Annotated in this window: 23 protein-coding genes and 1 tRNA gene; 13 read left to right on the top strand and 11 right to left on the bottom strand. The window is 66.9% G+C overall.

Annotated features, from left to right (window positions below):
- Positions 1-70: 70 nt before the first annotated feature.
- From WHX56_RS13445 to WHX56_RS13455, 3 genes are all read right to left on the bottom strand, one after another.
- Positions 71-379 (bottom strand): hypothetical protein, encoded by a 309-nt coding sequence (locus WHX56_RS13445; RefSeq protein ID WP_129242723.1) that lies wholly within the window; start codon positions 377-379, stop codon positions 71-73.
- Positions 380-421: 42 nt separating this feature from the next.
- Positions 422-880: an Lrp/AsnC family transcriptional regulator gene (locus WHX56_RS13450; RefSeq protein ID WP_129242725.1), complete on the bottom strand. Its 459-nt coding sequence runs from the start codon at positions 878-880 to the stop codon at positions 422-424.
- Between the two features lie 110 nt (positions 881-990).
- Positions 991-1596 (bottom strand): hypothetical protein, encoded by a 606-nt coding sequence (locus WHX56_RS13455; RefSeq protein WP_129242727.1) that lies wholly within the window; start codon positions 1594-1596, stop codon positions 991-993.
- A gap of 167 nt (positions 1597-1763) precedes the next feature.
- On the opposite strand from WHX56_RS13455, the gene WHX56_RS13460 reads away from it, so the two are divergent.
- Both WHX56_RS13460 and WHX56_RS13465 read left to right on the top strand, forming a co-directional pair.
- On the top strand, positions 1764-2009 hold the full coding sequence (locus WHX56_RS13460; protein WP_043548951.1) for a hypothetical protein: 246 nt from the start codon (positions 1764-1766) through the stop codon (positions 2007-2009).
- A gap of 227 nt (positions 2010-2236) precedes the next feature.
- The gene (locus WHX56_RS13465) at positions 2237-2470 is read left to right on the top strand and encodes a hypothetical protein (RefSeq protein ID WP_129242729.1); all 234 of its coding nucleotides are present in this window, start codon (positions 2237-2239) and stop codon (positions 2468-2470) included.
- 11 nt (positions 2471-2481) lie between these two features.
- Here WHX56_RS13465 and WHX56_RS13470 read toward each other — a convergent pair whose 3' ends face one another.
- Together WHX56_RS13470 and WHX56_RS13475 are read right to left on the bottom strand one after the other, a co-directional pair.
- The gene (locus tag WHX56_RS13470; RefSeq protein WP_287754538.1) at positions 2482-3045 is read right to left on the bottom strand and encodes a DedA family protein; all 564 of its coding nucleotides are present in this window, start codon (positions 3043-3045) and stop codon (positions 2482-2484) included.
- Positions 3042-4481: a PLP-dependent aminotransferase family protein gene (locus tag WHX56_RS13475; RefSeq protein ID WP_129242733.1), complete on the bottom strand. Its 1440-nt coding sequence runs from the start codon at positions 4479-4481 to the stop codon at positions 3042-3044. The genes WHX56_RS13470 and WHX56_RS13475 overlap by 4 nt, the downstream gene beginning before the upstream one ends.
- A 571-nt stretch (positions 4482-5052) precedes the next feature.
- Between WHX56_RS13475 and WHX56_RS13480 the strand changes: the two genes are divergently transcribed.
- From WHX56_RS13480 to WHX56_RS13490, 3 genes are all read left to right on the top strand, one after another.
- Positions 5053-5129 (top strand) — tRNA-Met (locus tag WHX56_RS13480).
- 326 nt (positions 5130-5455) lie between these two features.
- Positions 5456-5800: a hypothetical protein gene (locus WHX56_RS13485; protein WP_129242735.1), complete on the top strand. Its 345-nt coding sequence runs from the start codon at positions 5456-5458 to the stop codon at positions 5798-5800.
- Between the two features lie 276 nt (positions 5801-6076).
- Entirely contained in the window at positions 6077-7351 is a 1275-nt protein-coding gene (locus WHX56_RS13490) for a TIGR03862 family flavoprotein (RefSeq protein ID WP_338881458.1), read from the top strand.
- Here the strand turns inward: WHX56_RS13490 and WHX56_RS13495 are convergent.
- On the bottom strand, positions 7333-7737 hold the full coding sequence (locus WHX56_RS13495; protein WP_129242738.1) for a hypothetical protein: 405 nt from the start codon (positions 7735-7737) through the stop codon (positions 7333-7335). The two genes, WHX56_RS13490 and WHX56_RS13495, sit on opposite strands and share 19 nt — an antisense overlap.
- A 40-nt stretch (positions 7738-7777) precedes the next feature.
- The gene (locus tag WHX56_RS13500) at positions 7778-8134 is read right to left on the bottom strand and encodes a hypothetical protein (RefSeq protein WP_129242740.1); all 357 of its coding nucleotides are present in this window, start codon (positions 8132-8134) and stop codon (positions 7778-7780) included.
- A 177-nt stretch (positions 8135-8311) separates the two neighbouring features.
- On the opposite strand from WHX56_RS13500, the gene WHX56_RS13505 reads away from it, so the two are divergent.
- The 5 genes from WHX56_RS13505 (at position 8312) to WHX56_RS13525 (ending at position 12417) form a co-directional block, all read left to right on the top strand.
- Positions 8312-8443, top strand: coding sequence for an entericidin A/B family lipoprotein (locus WHX56_RS13505; RefSeq protein WP_129242742.1), 132 nt, complete (start codon positions 8312-8314; stop codon positions 8441-8443).
- Positions 8444-8594: 151 nt separating this feature from the next.
- Positions 8595-9026 (top strand): BPTD_2524 family lipoprotein, encoded by a 432-nt coding sequence (locus tag WHX56_RS13510; RefSeq protein ID WP_129242744.1) that lies wholly within the window; start codon positions 8595-8597, stop codon positions 9024-9026.
- 3 nt (positions 9027-9029) lie between these two features.
- On the top strand, positions 9030-9440 hold the full coding sequence (locus tag WHX56_RS13515) for a hypothetical protein (RefSeq protein WP_338881460.1): 411 nt from the start codon (positions 9030-9032) through the stop codon (positions 9438-9440).
- 100 nt (positions 9441-9540) lie between these two features.
- A complete protein-coding gene (locus WHX56_RS13520; protein WP_129242748.1) occupies positions 9541-10833 on the top strand; it encodes an aspartate carbamoyltransferase in 1293 nt (430 codons plus the stop codon).
- Between the two features lie 147 nt (positions 10834-10980).
- On the top strand, positions 10981-12417 hold the full coding sequence (locus WHX56_RS13525; protein ID WP_338881461.1) for a diguanylate cyclase: 1437 nt from the start codon (positions 10981-10983) through the stop codon (positions 12415-12417).
- Positions 12418-12500: 83 nt separating this feature from the next.
- Here WHX56_RS13525 and WHX56_RS13530 read toward each other — a convergent pair whose 3' ends face one another.
- Positions 12501-13400, bottom strand: a complete 900-nt coding sequence (locus WHX56_RS13530; RefSeq protein ID WP_129242752.1) for a recombination-associated protein RdgC — start codon at positions 13398-13400, stop codon at positions 12501-12503.
- Between the two features lie 150 nt (positions 13401-13550).
- On the opposite strand from WHX56_RS13530, the gene WHX56_RS13535 reads away from it, so the two are divergent.
- Positions 13551-13760: a hypothetical protein gene (locus WHX56_RS13535; protein ID WP_129242754.1), complete on the top strand. Its 210-nt coding sequence runs from the start codon at positions 13551-13553 to the stop codon at positions 13758-13760.
- Positions 13761-14129: 369 nt separating this feature from the next.
- On the opposite strand, the gene WHX56_RS13540 is transcribed toward WHX56_RS13535, so the two are convergent.
- From WHX56_RS13540 to WHX56_RS13550, 3 genes are all read right to left on the bottom strand, one after another.
- Complete coding sequence (locus WHX56_RS13540) at positions 14130-15791, bottom strand: MFS transporter (RefSeq protein ID WP_165360255.1); 1662 nt, start codon at positions 15789-15791, stop codon at positions 14130-14132.
- A 197-nt stretch (positions 15792-15988) separates the two neighbouring features.
- Complete coding sequence (locus WHX56_RS13545; RefSeq protein ID WP_129242811.1) at positions 15989-17365, bottom strand: sensor histidine kinase; 1377 nt, start codon at positions 17363-17365, stop codon at positions 15989-15991.
- A gap of 115 nt (positions 17366-17480) precedes the next feature.
- On the bottom strand, positions 17481-18170 hold the full coding sequence (locus WHX56_RS13550; RefSeq protein WP_062684519.1) for a response regulator transcription factor: 690 nt from the start codon (positions 18168-18170) through the stop codon (positions 17481-17483).
- A 257-nt stretch (positions 18171-18427) separates the two neighbouring features.
- On the opposite strand from WHX56_RS13550, the gene recA reads away from it, so the two are divergent.
- Both recA and recX read left to right on the top strand, forming a co-directional pair.
- Positions 18428-19489, top strand: a complete 1062-nt coding sequence (gene recA / locus WHX56_RS13555) for a recombinase RecA (protein ID WP_129242758.1) — start codon at positions 18428-18430, stop codon at positions 19487-19489.
- A 124-nt stretch (positions 19490-19613) separates the two neighbouring features.
- Positions 19614-20303: a recombination regulator RecX gene (recX, locus tag WHX56_RS13560; protein WP_129242760.1), complete on the top strand. Its 690-nt coding sequence runs from the start codon at positions 19614-19616 to the stop codon at positions 20301-20303.
- Positions 20304-20488 lie beyond the last annotated feature (185 nt).

The following is a 20488-nucleotide window of genomic DNA, read 5'->3' on the forward strand; positions in this document are numbered from 1 at the left end:
GATTGGGGGCGGGGTTGCGATGCCGATAATGCTACACCCGTTCGCGGGCGCGCCCGCGGCGGGGCCGGCGTTACTGCTTGGCGTCCTTCGGCGGTTCGATGACGCCGCATTCGAAGGTGACGGTGGCGCGCTTGGAGCCCAGGCCGGTCGCGTGATTGGAGGTGATCTTCGGCTTCTGCAGCTTGCGCCCGGTGGACTGGCAGTACTGCTCGGCGCGCTGCAGCGTCTGGTTCTTGATCTCGACCCAGGTCAGCAACTGGGTGCCGGAACTGTAGGTGACGCTGTAGGTGTCCTTGCCGACGGATGTGACCTCGCTCATGCTGGAACAGGCGGCCAGAAGAGTGAGCAGGGCGGCGGCGGGGGCAAGACGAGCAAGCATGGAGGGTCCTGGAATCGCGATAGGCACCATTACACCATCATTTCACGGCGCGCCGACGGCGCTGCGGCGGTCGAGCTTGCGGCTGAGGACGATGGAAGTCTGGGTCTGCTTGACGCCGTCGATGAGGCCGATGCGGTCCAGCAGTCCGTCAAGCTGTTCGTGGGTTTCGCACCGCAGGAAGATCAGGTAGTCGTAGGGGCCGCTGACGGACGACACTTCCTCGACCTCCGGCATTTTCTCCAGTTCGCGGATCACGGCGGCCGGCGTCTTGGGCAGCACGCTGATGAAGCAATAGGCGCGCACCGCGGCTTCTTCCAGCAGGCGCCCCAGTCGCACGCCGTAGCCGGCCACGACGTGCTCGCGTTCGAGCCGCGCGATGCGCGCCACCACGGTGGTGCGGGCCAGCCCGAGCTTGCGCGCCAGGATGGCCGCCGGTTCGCGCGCATTGGCTTGCAGCAGGCTGAGCAGTTGCCGGTCGATGGCGTCGAGTCTTTCGTTCATGCGGCAGGCCGTGGCGTTGAGCGCGGGGGCGCGAGAGCCGACGGTACAGGCCCCGGCCGGCCCGCGTCAATGCGGGGTCCAGGCGCGGCGCTTTTTGACGCGGACACGCCTTAGCCGTCCGATTCCGGAGGAATGCCGCCCTGGTAGACGCGCCCGTCGAATTCGAAGCGCGTGATGGTCTTGCGCGCGGCGTCGAAGATGCGGTCGCGGCTCGCCGCGTCCAGGCCGTCGTGGTCGGCGAAGCTGAAGCGGCACAGGTCGATGTCGCTGTCGTAGAAGGCCGAGTGCACGAAGCGGCTGACGTCGAGTTCGTGCGCGAAATGCGCGAACTCGCGCAACTGTTCCATTTCGTGGAAGGAGCCGTTGCGGCTGACGAGCAGCATGCCGAACTTGCGTTCCTCGTCCGCCACGGGTTCGGGGGCGGGGGCAGCGTCGGCGGCCGGCGGTTCCGCGTAGTCGAAGCGGGCGCCGAATTCGTGCATGGCGGCCAGCACGCGCTGCCACGCCTCTTCGTCCAGGGCGAGGCGGGCGGCCACGAAGAACAGGCGTTGCCGGCCCAGCGAGCGCGGTTCGGGGCCGCCCACGTAACTGGACCAGGGGGTGGCGGCGTCCAGCCCGGCCAGCTCCGCCATGCGTGCGTCGCTGTATCCCAGCCTGTCCTGCAAGCGTCGCATGGACAGGGCGTCCGGGGGGGCATAGTTCTGGATCGTCTTCATGAGCGCGCTCCGTTTTGCTCCGGGCACCGCGGAAACGGGGCCGGCGGCGTGCGCCGGGGCGCCCTTGCGGCTACGCTTTCATGCTAGCGCGCCGCGCCGGGCTTGCCTAGCGCCGGCGGGGCCCGTGCTAGGATTTGCGCCGACTTTCATTGCCAGGAGGCTTACCCATGGACATCCAGGAACAAATCGCCGTCATCGTGCATACCATTTCGCACCAGGGCGGCCGTATCGACGCGCTGAATTCGACCCTGCTGTCGATGTTGCACCTGGTCAAGGCCTCGCCCGGCCTGCGCGAGGCGATCGAAGCCCAGTTGGAACAGAACTACTCCAGTCTGCTGGCCCGCTCCGAGAACCCGCAGTACGTGGCCGGATTCGAGAGCGTGCGCGACATGATCGCCGCGGCCCTGAAGTAGGCGCGGCAAACCGGTAAGTTACCCACAACTTCTGTGGACAAGCCTTGGGATAGCGCGGGCATAGCTGCGCAAATCCCTTTGATTACAAGGGCTTGGCCGAGGCGGTCAAAGGCGGCTCCAGCCGCGCATGCCGAGGCTTGGCCGCCCCGCCCGTCACGGGGCGTCCAAGCCGGGTAATATGCGCCCCCATGCGGAATCAGTATTCATTGGAAGGCCGGGACGGATCGATGATGGCGCGCGTTTCGGAAGCGGCAAAGCTGGCGGCATTCGACCCCGGCAAACTCTCGCCCGAAGCGCGCCAGAGCTGGGAGCGCATGGGGCACGGCTTCAAGGCCTGGCACGACTTCGATCAGCGCCATCCCATCCTGCGCCGCCTGGCCCGCTTGCCGCTGGTCGGCGCCTGGTACCGCAAGGCGCGGCGGCGCCACGTATTGCTGGCCAGCGGCCAATTGGTGTTCTGACGCCGCCGGGGCTATTTGCGGCGCCTGGCGTACAGATGGTAGGCGAGCCCGATGGCCGCGCCGATCGCGGCGGCCACCGCCAGCTTGGTCTCGACGCCATGCAGGCGGCCAAGCAGGGATTCGATCGTCTGCCCGAAAGCGTAGCCCAGCGCGCTGAAGCACACCGCCCAGATGACGGCCGCGATGGCGTTGAGCGCGAGGAACCGCAGCGGCGACACGCGCGACACGCCCAGGGCCACGGGGCCGACGGTGCGCAGGCCGTAGAGGAAGCGCAAGGCCAGGATGAAGCCGTGAGGATAGCGGTCGACCAGCGCCAGCGCCTTCGCGAAGGCGGGCTGCCCGCGGACCCGCCTGACGTAGCGGTTGTCGCGATAGCGCCGGCCCAGGTAGAACAGCAACTGGTCCGCCGCGAACGACCCCGCGAATGCGAACAGCATGACGTCGGGCAGGTGCAGAAGGCGCTGGTGCGCCAGGAACCCCGCGAGCACCACCACGCTTTCGCCTTCCAGGAAGGTGCCGGCCAGCACCGCCCACAGGCCGTAGTCGACGATGAATTGATGCAGCGTCGGATTCATCTGGGCCGCTCGCCGACGATGCGGGCCAGGGTCTGCAAGGCCATGGTGATGTCCGGCGTGGTGCGCTGCCCGCAACTGATGCGCAGGAAGTGGTCGTAGCGGGTGCCGTTCGAGAACATCGAGCCCGGCGCGACCCGGATGCCCTGGCGCAGGGCAGTCTCGAAGACGTCCAGGCCGGACCGGCCGCCGGGCATTTCCACCCACAGCAGCAGGCCGCCCTGGGGCACGCTCAAACGGGTGCCCGCCGGAAAATGCGCGGCGATGGTCTCGGCGGTCTGGTCGCGTTGAGCCTTCAGGTAGCGGCGCAGCCGCGACAGATGGCGGTCGTAGGCGCGGGACCCCATGAATTCCGCCACGGCCATTTGCGCGAGCGGTTCGTTGGGGCGGCTCTGGGCGAATTTCAGCATGGCGATGCGCGCCTTCCAGCGGCCGCCGATCAGCCAGCCCAGGCGCATGCCCGGGGCCAGCGTCTTGTGCATGGACGAACAATAGATGACGTTGCCGGTCGCGTCCCAGGACTTGGCCGCGGGCAGCGGCGTGTCGTCGTCGGTCAGCGCGCCGTAGGTGTCGTCTTCGATCAGCGGCACTTGCTGGCGTTCGCACAGCGCCACCAGCCGGGCTTTTTCCGCCTCGGGCATGACGCAGCCCAGGGGGTTGTGGAAATTGGGCACCACGACCACGGCGCGGATATCGCCGTGCGTCTGGAAGGCCAGGTCCAGCGCCTCGATCGACAGGCCGTGCTGAGGACTGGTGGGGATTTCCAGCGCCCGCATGCCCAGGCTTTCCAGAACCTGCAGCAGGCCGAAGTAGGCGGGGGATTCGACGGCGATGGTGTCCCCGGGCCGGGCCACGGCGCGCAGCGCCAGGTTCAGCGCTTCGATGCAGCCGTGCGTGACGATGACGTCGTCGGGCGCCGCATTGATGCCGTTGGCCAGCGCCCGGCGCGCGAGCACGGTGCGCAGCGCCGGATGCCCTTGCGGCGGGACCGTACTGACCAGCACCTCGGGCGACTGCCGCAGCGCGCGCGTCATCGCCTGCTTGAGCGCTTCCATGGGATAGGCCTCCGGCATCGCCGCGGCCAGCGCGAAATTGGCGCTGACCGGATGCGCGTCGCACTTGGCCACGAAGTCCGACACCCGGTCGTGGATGCCCACGTACTGGGCGGCGCCCAGCGTCTGGCGGATGTCGGGCTCGCCGACGGGGGGGATGCTGTTGCGCCGCGGCTTCAGGACGAAATATCCCGAACGCGGCCGGGCTTCGATCAGCCCGTCGTCCTCGAGCTGGCGGCAGGCCTGCAGCGCGGTGGAGAGGCTGACGTGATGGGTGCGCACCAGCGTGCGCACGGAGGGCATGCGCTGCGCCGGCGCCAGCACGCCCGCCTGGATGGCGCGCCGGTAGTGGTTGGCCAGGCGTAGATAGAGCGGTTGCGGATCCATGCGCCGATCATGCTCCCCGAGGTTGGAATGAGACTAGGCACAGATCCATGCAAAGTACACCATAACAGCCTGAAAATCGAGGATCTGCATCGGTACAGAAAGCAGAATTGTGTGGCTGTTGCGCATAGCAGGGGGCGGGTAGCCTGTAGTTGTCCGACAGGAGATGGCCATGAACTCGAATTTCGCCCCCGATATCCGCGCCCGCCGCTTGGCGCTTGCCGCCGGCGCCAGCCGGCAACTCGTCCTGCGCGCCGGCGCCACCATCGTCTGCGTCGACGGCAGCGTGCGGGTCGACGAACCGGTGATCGGCCTGGAAGCCGCGGGAGGATTGCCTGGCGCGGTCTCCGCGCGGGTCAACGCGGGCGAGGGGCACGGCCTGGCCTACGGGGGCGTGGCGCGGATAACGGCCATCGTGTCCGCGGAGGTGATTTGCCTGGACCGGCCGGGCCCGGCAAGCCGCCTGCTGCGCCATATGACCGCTTTTTTTTTGGCCCGGCATGGCGGAAAACCAAAAAAAAGTCCTGGGTGCGCTGCACAAGATTTCAAAATGATGTATGATTCACACATCAGACGCGGGGTGGAGCAGTCTGGCAGCTCGTCGGGCTCATAACCCGAAGGTCGTAGGTTCAAATCCTGCCCCCGCAACCAGTTTCAAGCAGGACCCGGGCACCCGGGCGGCGCATGCCAATGCGCCCTTCCTCGAAAAAAAGCCGCGATTCATATCGCGGCTTTTTTTTTGTTGCCGAGCCGCCCCAAGACAAAAAGCGCCCCCTCGAGGGGGCAGCCAGCGCGTAGCGTGGGGGCATTTTCTGTCTTTGCCGCCGCCCGGCTCGCGGCTTTCCGCCGGAAGCCTTGCCCTGGGTCAAACCTTTGTTCCATCCCGGGCTTTCCCGGGTACGCCACGGCCGCACACGGCGGCGGCCCTGCGCTACGATGGGGCACGCGCGCTAGGTTGCCGCATTCGAGGAGGGTCCATGGGAACAGCAAAATACGATCATCCCGGCTACGTCGCCGACACCGGCGCTGAAGGCAAGTACCACGTGGGCATCTGGTGCCCCCACGGCTATCCCGCCCATATCCATATCGGCCGCCCCGCGGAGCGCGGCGATCCCCAGGCGCTGCTGCGGCTGCGCATCCCGGACGGCGTCTTCCAGTCCTTGCCGGACGATCCCGAAACCCTCTGCCGCCGCGCGCTTGGCCAGGCGATGGGCGCGGGGCTGCTGCCTTCGGTCGCGGTGGACGGCGAATTCCAGGAATTGCGGTTCGAACTGGACTCCGAGCCCTGGTCGGGGCCGATGCAGGCGGCGGTCCGCGCCTAGTGCGCAAAGCGGCGCCCCGGGCCGCCCGGGGCAAAGTTGCCCACAGCGATTGTGGACAAGCCTTGGGATAGCCCTTGCGCATGTCCGCTTTTCCCCGCCATAACAAGCACTTGGCGCTTGCGCTCAATAAACGCCCTTCGGGGCGTTTATTGCGTCGGGGCGGCCGGCCGGCTGTGCGACAATCCTTGCCCGTCCCGCGCCCGCGTTTCCTCTCGATTTCTTTCCCATGCACCGTGCCTCACCTGTCCCTCCCGTCGGCCTGAAGGCGCCGGCGCCATGAGTCCGGCCGCCCAGCGCGTCGCCATCATCGGCGGCGGTCCGGCGGGCCTGATGGCCGCCGAAAGCCTGAGCGGGCATGCCGTGCAGGTGGACGTGTTCGATGCGATGCCTTCCGTCGGCCGCAAGTTCCTGATGGCCGGGCGGGGCGGCTTGAACCTGACCCACAGCGAGCCGGCCGGGCCGTTCCTGGCCCGGTACGGCGCCCGCGCGCCGCAGGTGGCGCCGTGGCTGGAGGCGCTGGACGCCGCCGGCTTGCGGGAATGGGCCCATGGGCTCGGCATCCAGACTTTCGTGGGGTCGTCCGGGCGCGTGTTTCCCGAGGAAATGAAGGCGGCTCCGCTATTGCGGGCCTGGCTTGCCCGGCTGCGCGCCCGCGGCGTGCGGCTGCACATGCGGCATCGCTGGCTGGGATGGCCGGCCGGTTCCCGGCCCCGCGCCGCGGCGCTGCGCTTCGATACGCCCGAGGGCGGGCAGACGTATGCGGCCGACGCCGTGGTCCTGGCGCTGGGCGGTGGAAGCTGGGCCAGGCTGGGGTCGGACGGCGCCTGGATGGCGGGCCTGCGGGCGCACGGCATCGAAGTCGCGCCGCTGCGTCCGGCCAATTGCGGTTTCGACGTGGCGTGGTCGGATCACTTCCGCGAGCGCAACGCGGGGCTGCCCGTGAAGTCCGTGGCCATGGCCTGCGAAACCGCCGCGGGCGAAAGGCTGGCCCGGCAGGGAGAATTCGTCATTTCGGAAACCGGCATAGAAGGCAGCCTGGTCTATGCGCTGTCGGCGCCCTTGCGGGACCGGATCGAGGCCGCCGGCGAGGCGACCGCCATGCTCGATCTGTTGCCGGACTGGCCCCGGGAAAAGGTGCTGGCGGCGGTGACGCATCCGCGTGGCGCGCGCTCCATGTCCAGCCATCTGCAGAGCCGCCTGGGGCTCAAGGGGGTCAAGGCGGGCCTGCTGCGCGAATGCGCGACGGCGGAAGATTTCCGCGATCCGGCGCGCCTCGGCCTGCGCATCAAGGCGCTGCCCCTGATATTGACGCGGCCGCGCCCCGTCGACGAGGCGATCAGCACGGCGGGCGGGGTGTCCTTCGATGCGTTGACGCCTGGCTTGATGCTGCGCTCGGCGCCCGGCGTCTTCTGCGCCGGCGAGATGCTGGACTGGGAGGCGCCGACGGGCGGCTATCTATTGACGGCCTGCATGGCGAGCGGCGTCGCCGCCGCCTCCGGCGTCATGGATTTCCTGGCGGCCGGGCAGCCAGGTCAGGAACTCGACGGGTAGGGCGCCATGCCCGCGGGCGCGCGCGGCGCAAGGTCGCCGACGACGTGGCCCACCACCGGCGGGCCGCCTTCGGGCTGCGTGATGATGCCGATGACCCGGGTAATGGCGCTGGCCGGGATGCCGGTGCCCTGCGCGGGATCCTGCACCAATTGCCAGATGGCGGCTTCCGCCATGCCGGATTCCTGGTCGGCCGAATGCGTGGTGTCCAGACAGCTACGGGCGAAAGAGGACCAATCGGCCGCGCTGCACGGCAGGCCGTGCGCGGTGGCCAGGCGGGCCAGGGCCTGGGGCGCGTCGGCCTGGCTGGCGGCTTGCTGGGCGGCGGCCCCCAGCGTGACATCCAGCGACAGCAGACGGAGAAACTCTACGACATTGTCGGTATTCATTGTGGGTCTCCTGCCATGGCTGTTCTGGTCCCTGGGCGCTTCAGCCGGCTTGGCCCAGCATCGACACCAATGACTGCTTCAGACGTGGCGAAAAAATCGGCACCGTATGGGATACGCCGTTACGGTCCACGCCTTCTTTGAGTTCGACAGACTGTCCAAGGAAAATATCCGGCGCGGCGCCGATTTCGTTGTAGCGGGCCACCAGTTCGTTCACGTCGCGTTGGGCGTCGGCCAGCGTGCTGCTGTCCGCCAGCTTGCCGGCGGCGTGAGCCTGCAAAATTCGATGCAGATCGTCGATGAACAGCGCCAAAGCCGCCTGTCCGCGACATTGAGGCTGTTCCCAGCCCCAGCCTTGAGGGGTGGAACCATTGCTCTGCGGTACGTGTTTCTTGATCATTTGCGCATCCTAATCCATTGCCGGCAATTTCGCGACAGGCGCGGGCCGGTCCGGGCGCCGCTGCGCCGCGGCCGAGCGGGGCGGCCGGCGCCATGAAACGCGCTGGCCGAGGATGCCCAAATCGGGGACTTTGCGGTATGCTGGGTTCCGCTTTCCTCGGCCAGACAGGAGATGTTCATGAAAAACAAGATTTTTCTCGTCATGCTGCTTTCGATCGCCGCGCTTTCGGCCGGCTGCAATACCGTTGCGGGCGCCGGCAAGGACATCCAGCGGGGCGGGGAAAAGATAGAAGGCGCGGCCACCAAGTAGGCAGCGCCGTCAGCCGCGACCCCGGCTCGAGGCCGCGCGTGGAATGCCCAGGCATTTCGCGCGCGGCTTTTTTCATTGCCAGGCCGTTCGGGAATGGAAGGTACGGCTGGGGCATAATCTCGAAAATCCGAATCACGAAGCGGGAAGTGTCATGCGCAAGTCTGTGTGGGTGGGAATGGCGGTCGCGGCTGTGTTGGCCGGCTGCGCGAGCAGGGGGGTCTACGAGTCCGATGCCGTCTTGAAGGAGACCTTCAGCGTCAATACCAACTACGAGGCCGCTTTCCGCCGCGCCGGCGAATACGTGCGCGTCTGCCACGTCCAGGTGCAGCATGCCTACAACGTGGCCTACGCGTGGCGCCACGTGAAGGGCGAAAAGGGCGCGCCCGACGAAGTGCAACTCTATAAAGTGACGGAGCCGGCCAAGGTGCTGGAACTGATCGCCGCCGAGACCGACACGCCTTCCACGTCCAAGGTGACCATCACGGTGCTGGGCGAAGGGCAATGGGATGCGGCGGAGATCGCCGCCGCCAAGGCGTCCATCCAGAGCGCCACGCCCGTGTGCCGCAAGGGCGCCGAAGGCTGATCCATGGACGCCCGCTCCCAGCAGATCCGCGCCGGCGCCCTGTCGTTCTCGCTGTTCGCCGGGGCGTTCCGCTTCCTGGGCTGGCTCAACGGCGTTGCCGCGCTGGCCTTGACCGGGTTTTCGCTGGGCATCGTGGGCGGCGACGTCGCCGCGCCCGATCTGCAGTGGCCGTTGGAATTGCTGCTGGCCGGCCTGCTGGCAAGCTGCCTGGGCGCGCTGTTCGCCTATCTGGCCCAGGTGAGCCTGTTGCGCCAAGGCTACACCGGGCACCTGACGCGCGCCCATTGGCCGGCGCAGGTGCTGGCCGCGTTGTGTTATGTGCTTAGCGCGCTGGCGTTCTGCGCGGCCTGCTGGCTGGCGGCCGGGCAGGCGGTCACGGATCCGCCCCAGATGACGGCCTACACAAGCCGCTGATTCTGCGGGTAAACCCATGTGCGCAAAAATGTTGGACTTGCGTTTGTGTTGAGAATAATATGCGCATTGCGTATATAAATCCTCCTCTTTGGGGCCCGTCATGACCATCTCCCAGCAAGCCTTTCTGCGCGACGCCATGCGGCGCCTGAACCTCACGCGCGACGTCTTCGCCACCCGCATCGGCGTCAAGCGCCGGGCGCTGGATACCTGGCTGCTGCCGGAAGGCTCGCAGGAGTTCCGGGCGATGCCGGAGGTGGTGCAGCGTTTCGTCAACGAAATCGTGCAGAACGGGGTGTTGCTGGAAAAATATACGCAGAGCGTACAAGACGGCCCCTTGCGCGAGCGCATCGCCGTGGAAGGCAAGCACCAGCTCCTGTCGGTGGACCAGTTCACCCGCGAGTCGGTCGAGGACCTGTTCCGCGTGGCCGACATGATGCAGCCGATCGCGCGCCGCCAGAAAGTGTCGCGCGTGCTGGAAGGCGCCGTGCTGGGCAATCTGTTCTTCGAGGCCAGCACGCGGACCCGCGTGAGCTTCGGTTCGGCATTCTGCCGCCTGGGCGGCTCGGTCTGCGACACCACGGGCTTCACGTTCTCGTCCATGGCCAAGGGCGAATCCATCTACGACACCAGCCGCGTCATGAGCGGCTACGTCGATGCCATGGTCATCCGCCATCCGGACCAGGGCTCGGTCGCCGAATTCGCCCGCGCCACCAACATCCCCGTGGTCAACGGCGGCGACGGCCCGGGCGAGCACCCGAGCCAGGCCTTGCTGGACCTGTACACGATCCTGACCGAGTTCTCGCGCCTGGGCAAGCTGCTGGACGGCGCGCACATCGCCATGGTCGGCGACCTGAAATACGGACGCACGGTGCATTCGCTCATCAAGCTGATGGCGCTGTACAAGAACGTGAAATTCTCGCTGGTGTCGCCCCGGGGCCTGGAAATGCCGTCCTACATCGTCGACCAGGCCAGCCGCAACGGCAACGTGATCGAACAGAAGAGCTCGCTGGCCGAAGGGCTGGCCGGCGCGGACGTCATCTACGCGACCCGCGTGCAGAAAGAGCGCTTCGCCAATGAAGAGAACGAAGGCTATACGCCCGACTTCCAGATCAACCGCGCCATCATCGATGCCTATTGCAGCCCCGAGACCATCGTGATGCACCCGCTGCCGCGCGACAGCCGTCCCGGCGCCAACGACCTGAGCGTGGACCTCAACCACGATCCGCGCCTGGCGATCTTCCGCCAGACCGACAACGGCATTCCCATCCGCATGGCGATCTTCGCGGTGCTGCTGGGCGTGGAAGGCCTGGTCCAGCACTCGATGCGCGACGTGACGTGGCAGCATCCGTCCCACGTCGGCCCGGACGATTCGACCTTCCACGGCCTGGATTGATCGCGACTTGGTCCGAATACCCCTGCTGCGGCGGCGCCCAGCCGGCCCGGGCAGGGGGATTTGAAGCATAATCCGCGCTGGCTTTTTTCTGTCGCGTGTCGCGTGTCGCTCCCGGGGCACGCCTTGGAGCCTTCGGGCGGATTATCTATGTCTTCAAGCAGTCCTGGCATTCCGTCTTCTGCTGGCCGGTCCGATGACGCGTCCGGCCGGGCGTGCTACCTGAGCGCATCCAATGAACAGGCCTGGGAGGCCGTCTACCGTTCGGTCGACGCCTATACCCGCGGGCAGGTCGCGGCGGTGGTGGCGGACAGCGTGTCGCAGTTGGTGGATACGTTCTATTCCGTCCTGCTGGCCGACGCCGAGGCGGGCCCGCGCCTGTCGCACGAAATCGTGGCCACCCGCCTGCACAGCGGCATGACCCGCTGGCTGAAGGGGCTGCTGTGCGTGCGCGAGCAGGGCGACGTTGCCACCTTGATGGCCACGCAGAAGAAAGTGGGCGAGGTGCACGCCCGCGTCCATATCCCCATGCACTTGGTGATGGCCGGGGCGCGCATCCTGAAGAACGAGATCGCCCTGCGCCTGCGCGCCAGCGACCTGGACGGCGCCGCCGCGTCCGTCGCTACGCAGTACGTGTGCAATCTGTTCGACCTGGCCGTCGAGCAGATGAGCCGCGCGTTCATGCGCGACATCAGCCGCGGCGCCCGCAACGACGAGGCCTACCGGCTTTTCGCCCTGGGGCAGAACATTTCCACCGAACGCGAGCGGCAGCGCGCGGCATTGCTGGAATGGAGCCAGGCCGTGCTGATCGGCCTGCACTACCGCGCGCCCGGGCAGGCGCTGCCGCGCCTGGCGGCGTCGGAATTCGGGCTGTGGCTGCAGCACAAGGGTGCGGCGATGTTCGAAAGCGCGCCGGCCCTGCAACAGGTCACCGAAGCCGTCGCGCGGCTGGACGAGGAGGTGCTGCCGCGGCTGTTGCGGGGCGAAACGCAAGGCCAGGTTTCCTCCATCCCGGATCACGTGCGTGAATTGCAGGAGCTGGTGGCGCGCATCAAGCATCTGCTCAACGGCCTGTTCGACATGGTGGCCGAGATCGAGAGCGGCAGCGACCCGCTGACCAACGTGCTGAACCGGCGGTTCCTGCCGTCGGTGGTCGGCCGCGAGATTTCGATCGCGCGCCGGCAGCGCACCGAGTTTTCCGTGCTGTTGCTGGACATCGACCATTTCAAGGCGATCAACGACCGGCACGGCCACTCCGGCGGCGACCAGGTGCTGCGCCAGTTCGCCCAGGTGCTGCACCAGTCGTGCCGTTCGAGCGACTTCGTGTTCCGCTATGGCGGCGAGGAATTCCTGGTGCTGCTGGTGGACGCGGGGCGGGAAGCGGCGCTGGCCGCGGCGCAGAAACTGGGCGCCGAGATCCGCCGCCAGGTGTTCACCTTGACCGAAGCCGGCCCGCTGCACATCACGGCCAGCATCGGCGTCGCGACGTTCGACGGGCATCCGGACTACGCTTACCTGATCGACCGCGCCGACAAGGCGCTGTACCGCGCCAAGCAGGCGGGCCGGGACCGCAGCGAGGCCGCGTAGCAGTGCCCGGGCAATGAAAAACGCGCCACTCGTGGCGCGTTTTTCGTCTGCGGGCGCAAGGCGGCTGCCTTGCCGCCGGCGGTTTACACCTTCTTTTCGCCGCCCAGCGCGTCGACCAGTTCGGCCATCATCTTGGCCAGCTCGCCCGTCATCAGCATCATGTCGGAATCGAACTTCTCGTCGTCGTTGGCGGCCACGCCTTCGTTGCCTTCCTTCAGCACGTCCAGGGGAGCGACGCGCTTGATGTCCAGGCCCTCGGTCAGCACGAACGAGATGCGGTCGGCCCAGGTCATGGCCAGGCGGGTGCATTGCTTGCCGGACTGGATGTGGCGGCGCACGTCGTCGGCGTCGATGGAGTGCTTGACGTAGCGGATGGCCGCGCCGCTTTCGCCCGAGGAGCGCAGTTCGGTGTCCTGGTCGATGGAGAAGTTGACCGGGGCCTCGTCTTCGGCCAGCCAGCCGGTCATCGCCGACGCGGGCGACTGCGCCACGTACAGGTTCTCGAGCGGGAAGGGGTCGATGCACTTGGCCAGCAGGCCGATGACTTCGTCGGCCTTGGCCGAGGCGGCGGCATCGACGACGAGCCAATGGTTCTGCGTGTCGATCCACACGCGGGTGTCGCGGTACACGCTGAAGGCGCGCGGCAGGAGTTCGTCCGTGACGCGCTCCTTGATTTCCTTCATCTGCTTGCGGCCGGGCTTGTAGCCCTGCTGCTCTTCGATTTCCTGGGCGCGCGCCTTGGCGACCTGGTTCACGACGGTGCCGGGCAGGAGCTTCTTCTCGGCCCGCAGGCTGAGCAGGATCTGGCCATTGATCACATGGGCCAGGCCGCCGTTTTCGCGCGGCGGAACCCAGCCCAGGCTTTGCATTTCCAGGTTGTTGCCGGACTGGTAGGCATGCCGCGCCAGCGTTTCTTCAAGCTGGTCGCCGATCAGCGTCCACGGCGAGGAGAGGCGGTAAATCTTGAGATTCTTGAACCACATGAGCGTCGGCCAAAAGGGGTGATTCTATACGACGCGGAGATATTGCCGAAGTGCTGCAATACGGGAGCGCGATGCGACACCTTCTGTCACTGACATCCGGTCGCCTATGCGCTAATGTCCGCCGCAGCAATGTCGAACTGGAGATAACAAATGAAGATCATAGGCATCGTCCTGATCGTCCTGGGCATCGCCGCCCTGGCCTACAAGGGCTTCAACTACAAATCCGAGGAGACCGTGCTGCAGATCGGCTCGGTGAAGGCCACCGCCGAGACCGAGAAGTCGGTGCCGATCCCGGCGTGGGCGGGCATCGCGGCCATCGTGGCGGGCGTGGTGGCGATCGGCGTGGGCATGCGCCGCTGATTCCCGCGGGCGCTGGCGGCCGCTATGCCGGCCAGTGGATGGCGGACGCGTCGCGGCCGCCATTTTTGCGTTCGTCCGCGCAAAAAAAAGCGGCCCGGCTCAATGAAGGCCGGGCCGGTACGGGAGCACACAATACCGCGTCATAAAAGGCTCGCGGGGAACGCGGTATCGGTGTCAGAACACTGGCCCTGCAATCGTCCGACAGGGGGATCAATCGTCGGTCGATCTGGCGCAAGGCCGTAATCTGAGCGCCCAGTCTAATGTCGATGGTCTGACATGGTCCTGAATCTCGGGGCAAAAAAAAAGCTCCATAAGGAGCTTTTAAAGGCCGGGCGGGCGCAGCAGTCCCGTCCGGCGGGGGATGGACGTTTAGGCGTTGATGTCGTTGTCCTTGCTTTCGCGCACGAACAGCGTGCCGATGACCAGGGTCATTACCGCGATGATGATCGGGTACCACAGGCCGTCGTAGATATTGCCGGTTGCGGCGACCACGGCGAAGGCGACCGGGGGCAGGAAGCCGCCGAACCAGCCGTTGCCGATGTGGTAGGGCAGGCTCATCGACGTGTAGCGGATGCGCGTCGGGAACATTTCCACCAGCATGGCGGCGATCGGGCCGTACACCATGGTCACGTAGATCACCAGGACGGTCAGCAGCACGACGACCATGACGTTGTTGGTCTGCGCCGGATCGGCCTTGGCGGGGTAGCCGTGGCTGCGGATCGCGCTGGTGAGCGCCTTGTCCAGTTCCGCGGCCTTGGCCTTGAAGTCGGCCGCCGGCATGGTCTTGCCGTCGAACGAGGCGAACTCGTCATTGCCGATCTTGACCTTGGCGACCGAACCCGCCGGAGCGGCTTCGTTCTTGTAGTTCACCGAGTTGCGGGCCATGAACGACTTGACCACGTCGCAAGAGCTGGTGAACGACGAGGTGCCCACGGGGTTGAACTGGAACGAGCACGTGGCCGGATCCGCGATCACCGTGACCGGCGCCGTGGCCTGCGCCTTTTCCAGCGCGGGGTTGGCGAAGTGCGTGAGGCCCTGGAAGAGCGGGAAGTAGGTGACGGCGGCGATCAGGCAGCCCGCCATGATGATGGGCTTGCGGCCGATCTTGTCCGACAGCGCGCCGAAGATCACGAAGAACGGCGTGCCGATCAGCAGCGCGAGCGCGATCATGATGTTGGCGGTGTTCGCGTCGACCTTCAGCGTCTGCGTCAGGAAGAACAGGGCGTAGAACTGGCCGGTGTACCAGACCACGGCCTGGCCGGCGGTCAGGCCCAGCAGGGCCAGGATCACGACCTTCAGGTTCTTCCACTGGCCGAAGGATTCGGCGATCGGCGCCTTGGAGCCCTTGCCTTCTTCCTTCATGCGCTTGAAGGTCGGCGATTCGCTCAGTTGCAGGCGGATCCACACCGAGATGCCCAGCAGGACGACCGAGATCAGGAACGGGATGCGCCAGCCCCAGGCCTTGAAGTCGTCTTCGCCCATGAACGTGCGGATGCCGAGGATGACCAGCAGCGACAGGAACAGGCCCAGCGTCGCGGTGGTCTGGATCCAGGACGTGTAGAAACCGCGGCGGCCGTGGGGCGCGTGCTCGGCGACGTAGGTCGCGGCACCCCCGTATTCCCCGCCCAGCGCCAGGCCTTGCAGCAGGCGCAGGACGATCAGGATGGCCGGCGCCGCCAGGCCGATGCTGGCGTAGCTGGGCAGCACCCCGACGAGGAAGGTCGACAGGCCCATGATCACGATCGTGACCAGGAAGGTGTACTTGCGTCCCACGAGGTCGCCCAGGCGGCCGAACACCAGCGCGCCGAAGGGCCGCACGGCGAAGCCCGCCGCGAAGGCCAGCAGCGCGAAGATGAAGCCGGCGGTCGGGTTCACGCCCGAGAAAAAGTGCTGCGCGATGATGGCCGCGAGCGAACCGTAGAGATAAAAGTCGTACCACTCGAAAACCGTGCCCAGCGACGACGCAAAGATGACGCGGCGTTCATCCTTGGTCATCGGGCGCGGACCCGCGGAGGGGCCGCGGCCTGCCATGGTTGTTGTGCTCATGATGTCTCCTCGTTTTTGTTGCCGGCGGTGGTCCGCCGTGCACCGCCCTCCGCCGGCGACACCGACATCGAGAGCTATACGCAACATTGGGGGGCGAGGCTGACGAGGTTCTGACGGGATACTTACTTGAATCTTAAAATTGAAACAAAAAGTTTCTTTTCCGGGGGGTGCTAGGGATAGTCCTAGCTCTCCGATGGCTCCGGCGGTTCCGCGTAGAGGGGAAAAACCACACGGACCCGCATGCCCGGCAGGGACGAATGCGCGGTCGGATGGTCGTGGATTTCGACGCTGGCCTGGTGCTTCTGCGCGATCTCCCGCACGATGGCCAGGCCCAGGCCGCTGCCGTCGGACATCGTGCCCAGCACGCGGTAGAAGCGGTCGAACACGCGCTCGCGCTCCTCGGGGGGGATGCCGGGGCCGGAATCTTCCACCTCGAGCACGGCGTGTCCGTGCAGGATCCGCACGCGCACGGTGATGTGGCCGCCGCGCGGCGTGTAGCGCAGCGCGTTGTCCACCAGGTTGTTCAGGAGTTCGGCCAGCAGCAAGGGGTTGCCGCTGATTTCCACGGGCGCGTCCGCGCCTTCGAAGCCCAGGTCGGTATTGAGCGACAGGGCCTGCGGCACCCAGTGCATGGCCTGCTCGTAGGCGATGGCGTTGATGTCCGTGCGGGTCAGTCCGATGGCGCTGGGGTTCTCGGCGCGGGCCAGCAGGAGCAACTGGTTCACCAGGCGCGTGGCGCGTTCCGAGCCGGTCACGAGCTGGCGCAGGCTGGACTGCATTTCCTCGGGGCTGGCGTCCCGCAGCGCCAGTTCGGCCTGGGTGCGCAGGCCGGCCAGCGGCGTCTTCAACTGGTGCGCGGCGTCCGCGACGAAGCGGCGCTGCGCCTGCACGTTGGAGGACAGCCGGTCCAGCAGGTCGTTCATGGCGGCCACCAGCGGCGCGATCTCGGACGGCGCGGCGCGCTCGTCGATGGGGGAAAGATCGTCGGGCCGGCGCGCGCGCAGGCGCTGCTGCAGCGCGTTCAGGGGCGCGACGCCGCGCGACAGCCCGAACCACACCAGCAGCACGGCGATGGGCAGCACCACGAACTGCGGAATGATCACGCCCTTGATGATGTCGTTGGCCAACTGGGTGCGCTTCTCGACCGTCTCGGCGGCGATCAGCAGCGCGGGTTGCGTGTTCGGCAGGTGCAGGTCGACCCAGGTGAACGCCAGCCGGATCCCGAAGCCGCGCAGGGTGGCGTCCTCGTATTGCACTTCGCCGGGCCGGGGCTGGCCCACGGTGGAGGGCAGGGGCAGCGCCCGGTCGCCGCCCAGGTACTCGCCGCGGCTGCCCAGCGCCAGCCAGAACACGCTGTCGGTTTCGTCGGCGTGCAGCACTTCGCGGGCGGCGTCGGACATCTTCAGCATGGCGCGCCCGTCCTGCGCATGGACCTGCCGGGTCAGCACGTGGAGATTGTTGGCCAGCGCGCGGTCGTAGGGCACGTTGGCGATGTTCTGCGCGACCACGTAGGTGATGGCGACGCTCATCGGCCACAGCAGGAACAGGGGCGCCAGCATCCAGTCGAGGATCTCGCCCAGCAGGGAACGCTGGGGCGGCGCGAAGCTCGGGCCCCTGGACCCGGCCTGCATGACATCCAGTGCTTCCTGATTGAGCGCCTCTGGATGCGCGGGGTCAGCTTGCGAGGTACGCGGCACCCTGGTCACGCTCAAGACAGTAGCCCAGGCCGCGCACGGTCACGATCTTCACGCCGCTGGGCTCGAGCTTCTTGCGCAGGCGGTGCACATAGACCTCGATGGCGTTGGTGCTGACTTCCTCGCCCCACTCGCAGAGGTGGTCGACGAGCTGGGTCTTGCTGACCATGCGGCCGCTGCGGGTCAGGAGGATCTCGAGCAGGCTGACCTCGCGGGCCGACAGGTCCAGCGTCTGGTCGTCCACCATGGCCACCCGGCCCGTCTGGTCGAACAGCAGGCGGCCGTGCTTGAGCAGGGTGGCGCCGCCGCCGGCGCCGCGCCGGGTCAGCGCGCGCACGCGGGCTTCGAGTTCCGACAGGGCGAAGGGCTTGGCCATATAGTCGTCCGCGCCCAGGTCCAGGCCCTTGACGCGCTGTTCGATGCTGTCGGCGGCCGTCAGGATGAGCACGGGCAGGGCGGAGTTGCGGGCGCGCAGGCGCCGCAGGACTTCCAGGCCGGCCAGTTGCGGCAGGCCGAGGTCGAGGATGAGCAGGTCGAAGGCCTGGGCCGCCAACGCCGAATCGGCCGCCAGCCCGTCGCGCACGGCATCCACGGCGTAGCCATTGTGCCGCAACGAGCGGGACAGGCCGTCGGCCAGGATGCTGTCGTCTTCGGCGATCAGGATACGCATGGGCTACAGTAAGAAGAAACGCCGCGGCGCAAAAAGGGGATGAAGCGCCGGATTCGTCTGGCATTCTGGCATACGGCCTTGCACTTGCCACTCAGGGTATACGTGCAAAATACTGGCACACTGGTTTTTTATACAGTATAATCCGGTGCCATAATCTGATCCGTAGCTCAAAGCATCCGCCAGCCCCGGTCAGCCAAACCCGGCCAGCCAGACCGCAATCCCCTTCGACACCAGATACGTTACAGACAGGACTCTACATGGACGACAAAACCACCAAGGCCGCCGCATCGGAAAAGGCCAAGGCGCTTGCCGCCGCGCTCTCGCAGATCGAAAAGCAGTTCGGCAAGGGCTCGATCATGCGCTATGGCGACAACGAGGTCTCGCATGACATCCAGGTGGTTTCCACGGGGTCGCTCGGGCTGGACATCGCGCTGGGCGTCGGCGGCCTGCCGCGGGGCCGCGTGGTCGAGATCTACGGTCCGGAATCGTCGGGCAAGACCACGCTGACCCTGCAGGTCATCGCTGAAATGCAGAAGATCGGCGGCACCTGCGCCTTCGTCGACGCCGAACACGCGCTGGACGTGCAGTACGCCTCCAAGCTGGGCGTCAACCTGACCGACCTGCTGATCTCGCAGCCGGACACGGGCGAACAGGCGCTGGAAATCACCGACGCGCTGGTGCGCTCGGGCTCGGTCGACCTGATCGTCATCGACTCGGTGGCGGCCCTGGTGCCCAAGGCCGAAATCGAAGGCGAAATGGGCGATTCGCTGCCCGGCCTGCAAGCCCGCCTGATGAGCCAGGCGCTGCGCAAGCTGACCGCCACCATCAAGCGCACCAATTGCATGGTCATCTTCATCAACCAGATCCGCATGAAGATCGGCGTCATGTTCGGCAACCCCGAAACCACCACCGGCGGCAACGCGCTCAAGTTCTACGCGTCCGTGCGCCTGGACATCCGCCGCATCGGCTCGATCAAGAAGGGCGACGAGGTGGTCGGCAACGAAACCCGCGTCAAGGTCGTGAAGAACAAGGTGGCGCCCCCGTTCAAGCAGGCCGAGTTCGACATCATGTACGGCGCCGGCATCTCGCGCGAAGGCGAAATCATCGACCTGGGCGTGGCCGCCAATGTGGTGGACAAGTCCGGCGCGTGGTACAGCTACAACGGCAACCGCATCGGCCAGGGCAAGGACAATGTCCGCGAATACCTGAAAGAGCACAAGAGCATGGCCATCGAGATCGAGAACCGCGTGCGCGAGAACCAGGGCATCGTCAGCCGCGCGGCCGAGTTCGTGCCCACGGCGGAAGACACCGCCGAGTAATCGAGACGGTCTCGGGCCGCCCGCGGGTTTCCGCCGACGGCCCGCACATCGCGCGGGCTGGGCCCGATCGCTTGCGGCAGGCGCCTCGATGGGCCTGCCGTTGTGCATAGCAAGCAGGAAACGCATGAGCTGGAAACCGCCCCCCGCGTCAGCCGACCGCCTTCGCGCCAAGCTGGATGACGAGTTCGAAACCGTCGCCAAGCCCCAGGGCTTGCGCCGCAGTTCGGATGCGCGCCGCGAGCAGGAGGCGGCGGCGCCCGCCGGCCCGCGGGATCAATGGCAGCGCAGCTCCGAAGAGCGCGGCGCGGGGCGCGGCCGCCGCGCCGCCGCCGCCGAAGGCGATGAGGCCGGCGACGACGGCAAGTCCGCCCGCAAAGGCCCGTCGCTGAAGATGCGGGCCGTGGGCTATCTGTCGCGGCGCGAACACGCCCGCGGCGAACTGGCGCGCAAACTCGCCGCCCATGCGGAAGACCCCTCTGAAGTCGAGGCCGTGCTCGACGCCCTGGAAAAAGAGGGCTGGCTGTCCAATGAACGCTTTGCCCAGGGCCTGGTCCATCGGCGCGCATCGCGCCAGGGCACGGCGCGCATCGTCCAGGAACTGCGCCAGCACGGCGTGGACGACGGCCAGGTCGCTGAATTGCGCGAGCAACTGCGCGCCACCGAATACGACCGCGCGCTGGAGGTCTGGAAGAAACGTTTCGACGCCAGGCCCGACGACCGCGCGGCCTACGCCAAGCAGGCCCGCTTCCTGGCCAGCCGCGGTTTTGCGCACGACGTTATCCGCCGCATCCTGGGCGAAGGCGACGACGATTGAGCGTTTCGGCGCCGGGGGGGCGAGTCGCCTGCGGTCTCCCCCGGTGTCTGACACCCAGGCGAGATACGCTTCAATTTGCCCGTACGCTTCAAGGGTGTCAGACACCTCGCCTGCGGTCTCCCCCGGTGTCTGACACCCAGGCGAGATGCGCTTCAATTTGCCCGTACGCTTCACGGGTGTCAGAC

It is taken from the genome of Achromobacter veterisilvae (assembly GCF_037619525.1).
GTDB lineage: Bacteria > Pseudomonadota > Gammaproteobacteria > Burkholderiales > Burkholderiaceae_B > Achromobacter > Achromobacter veterisilvae.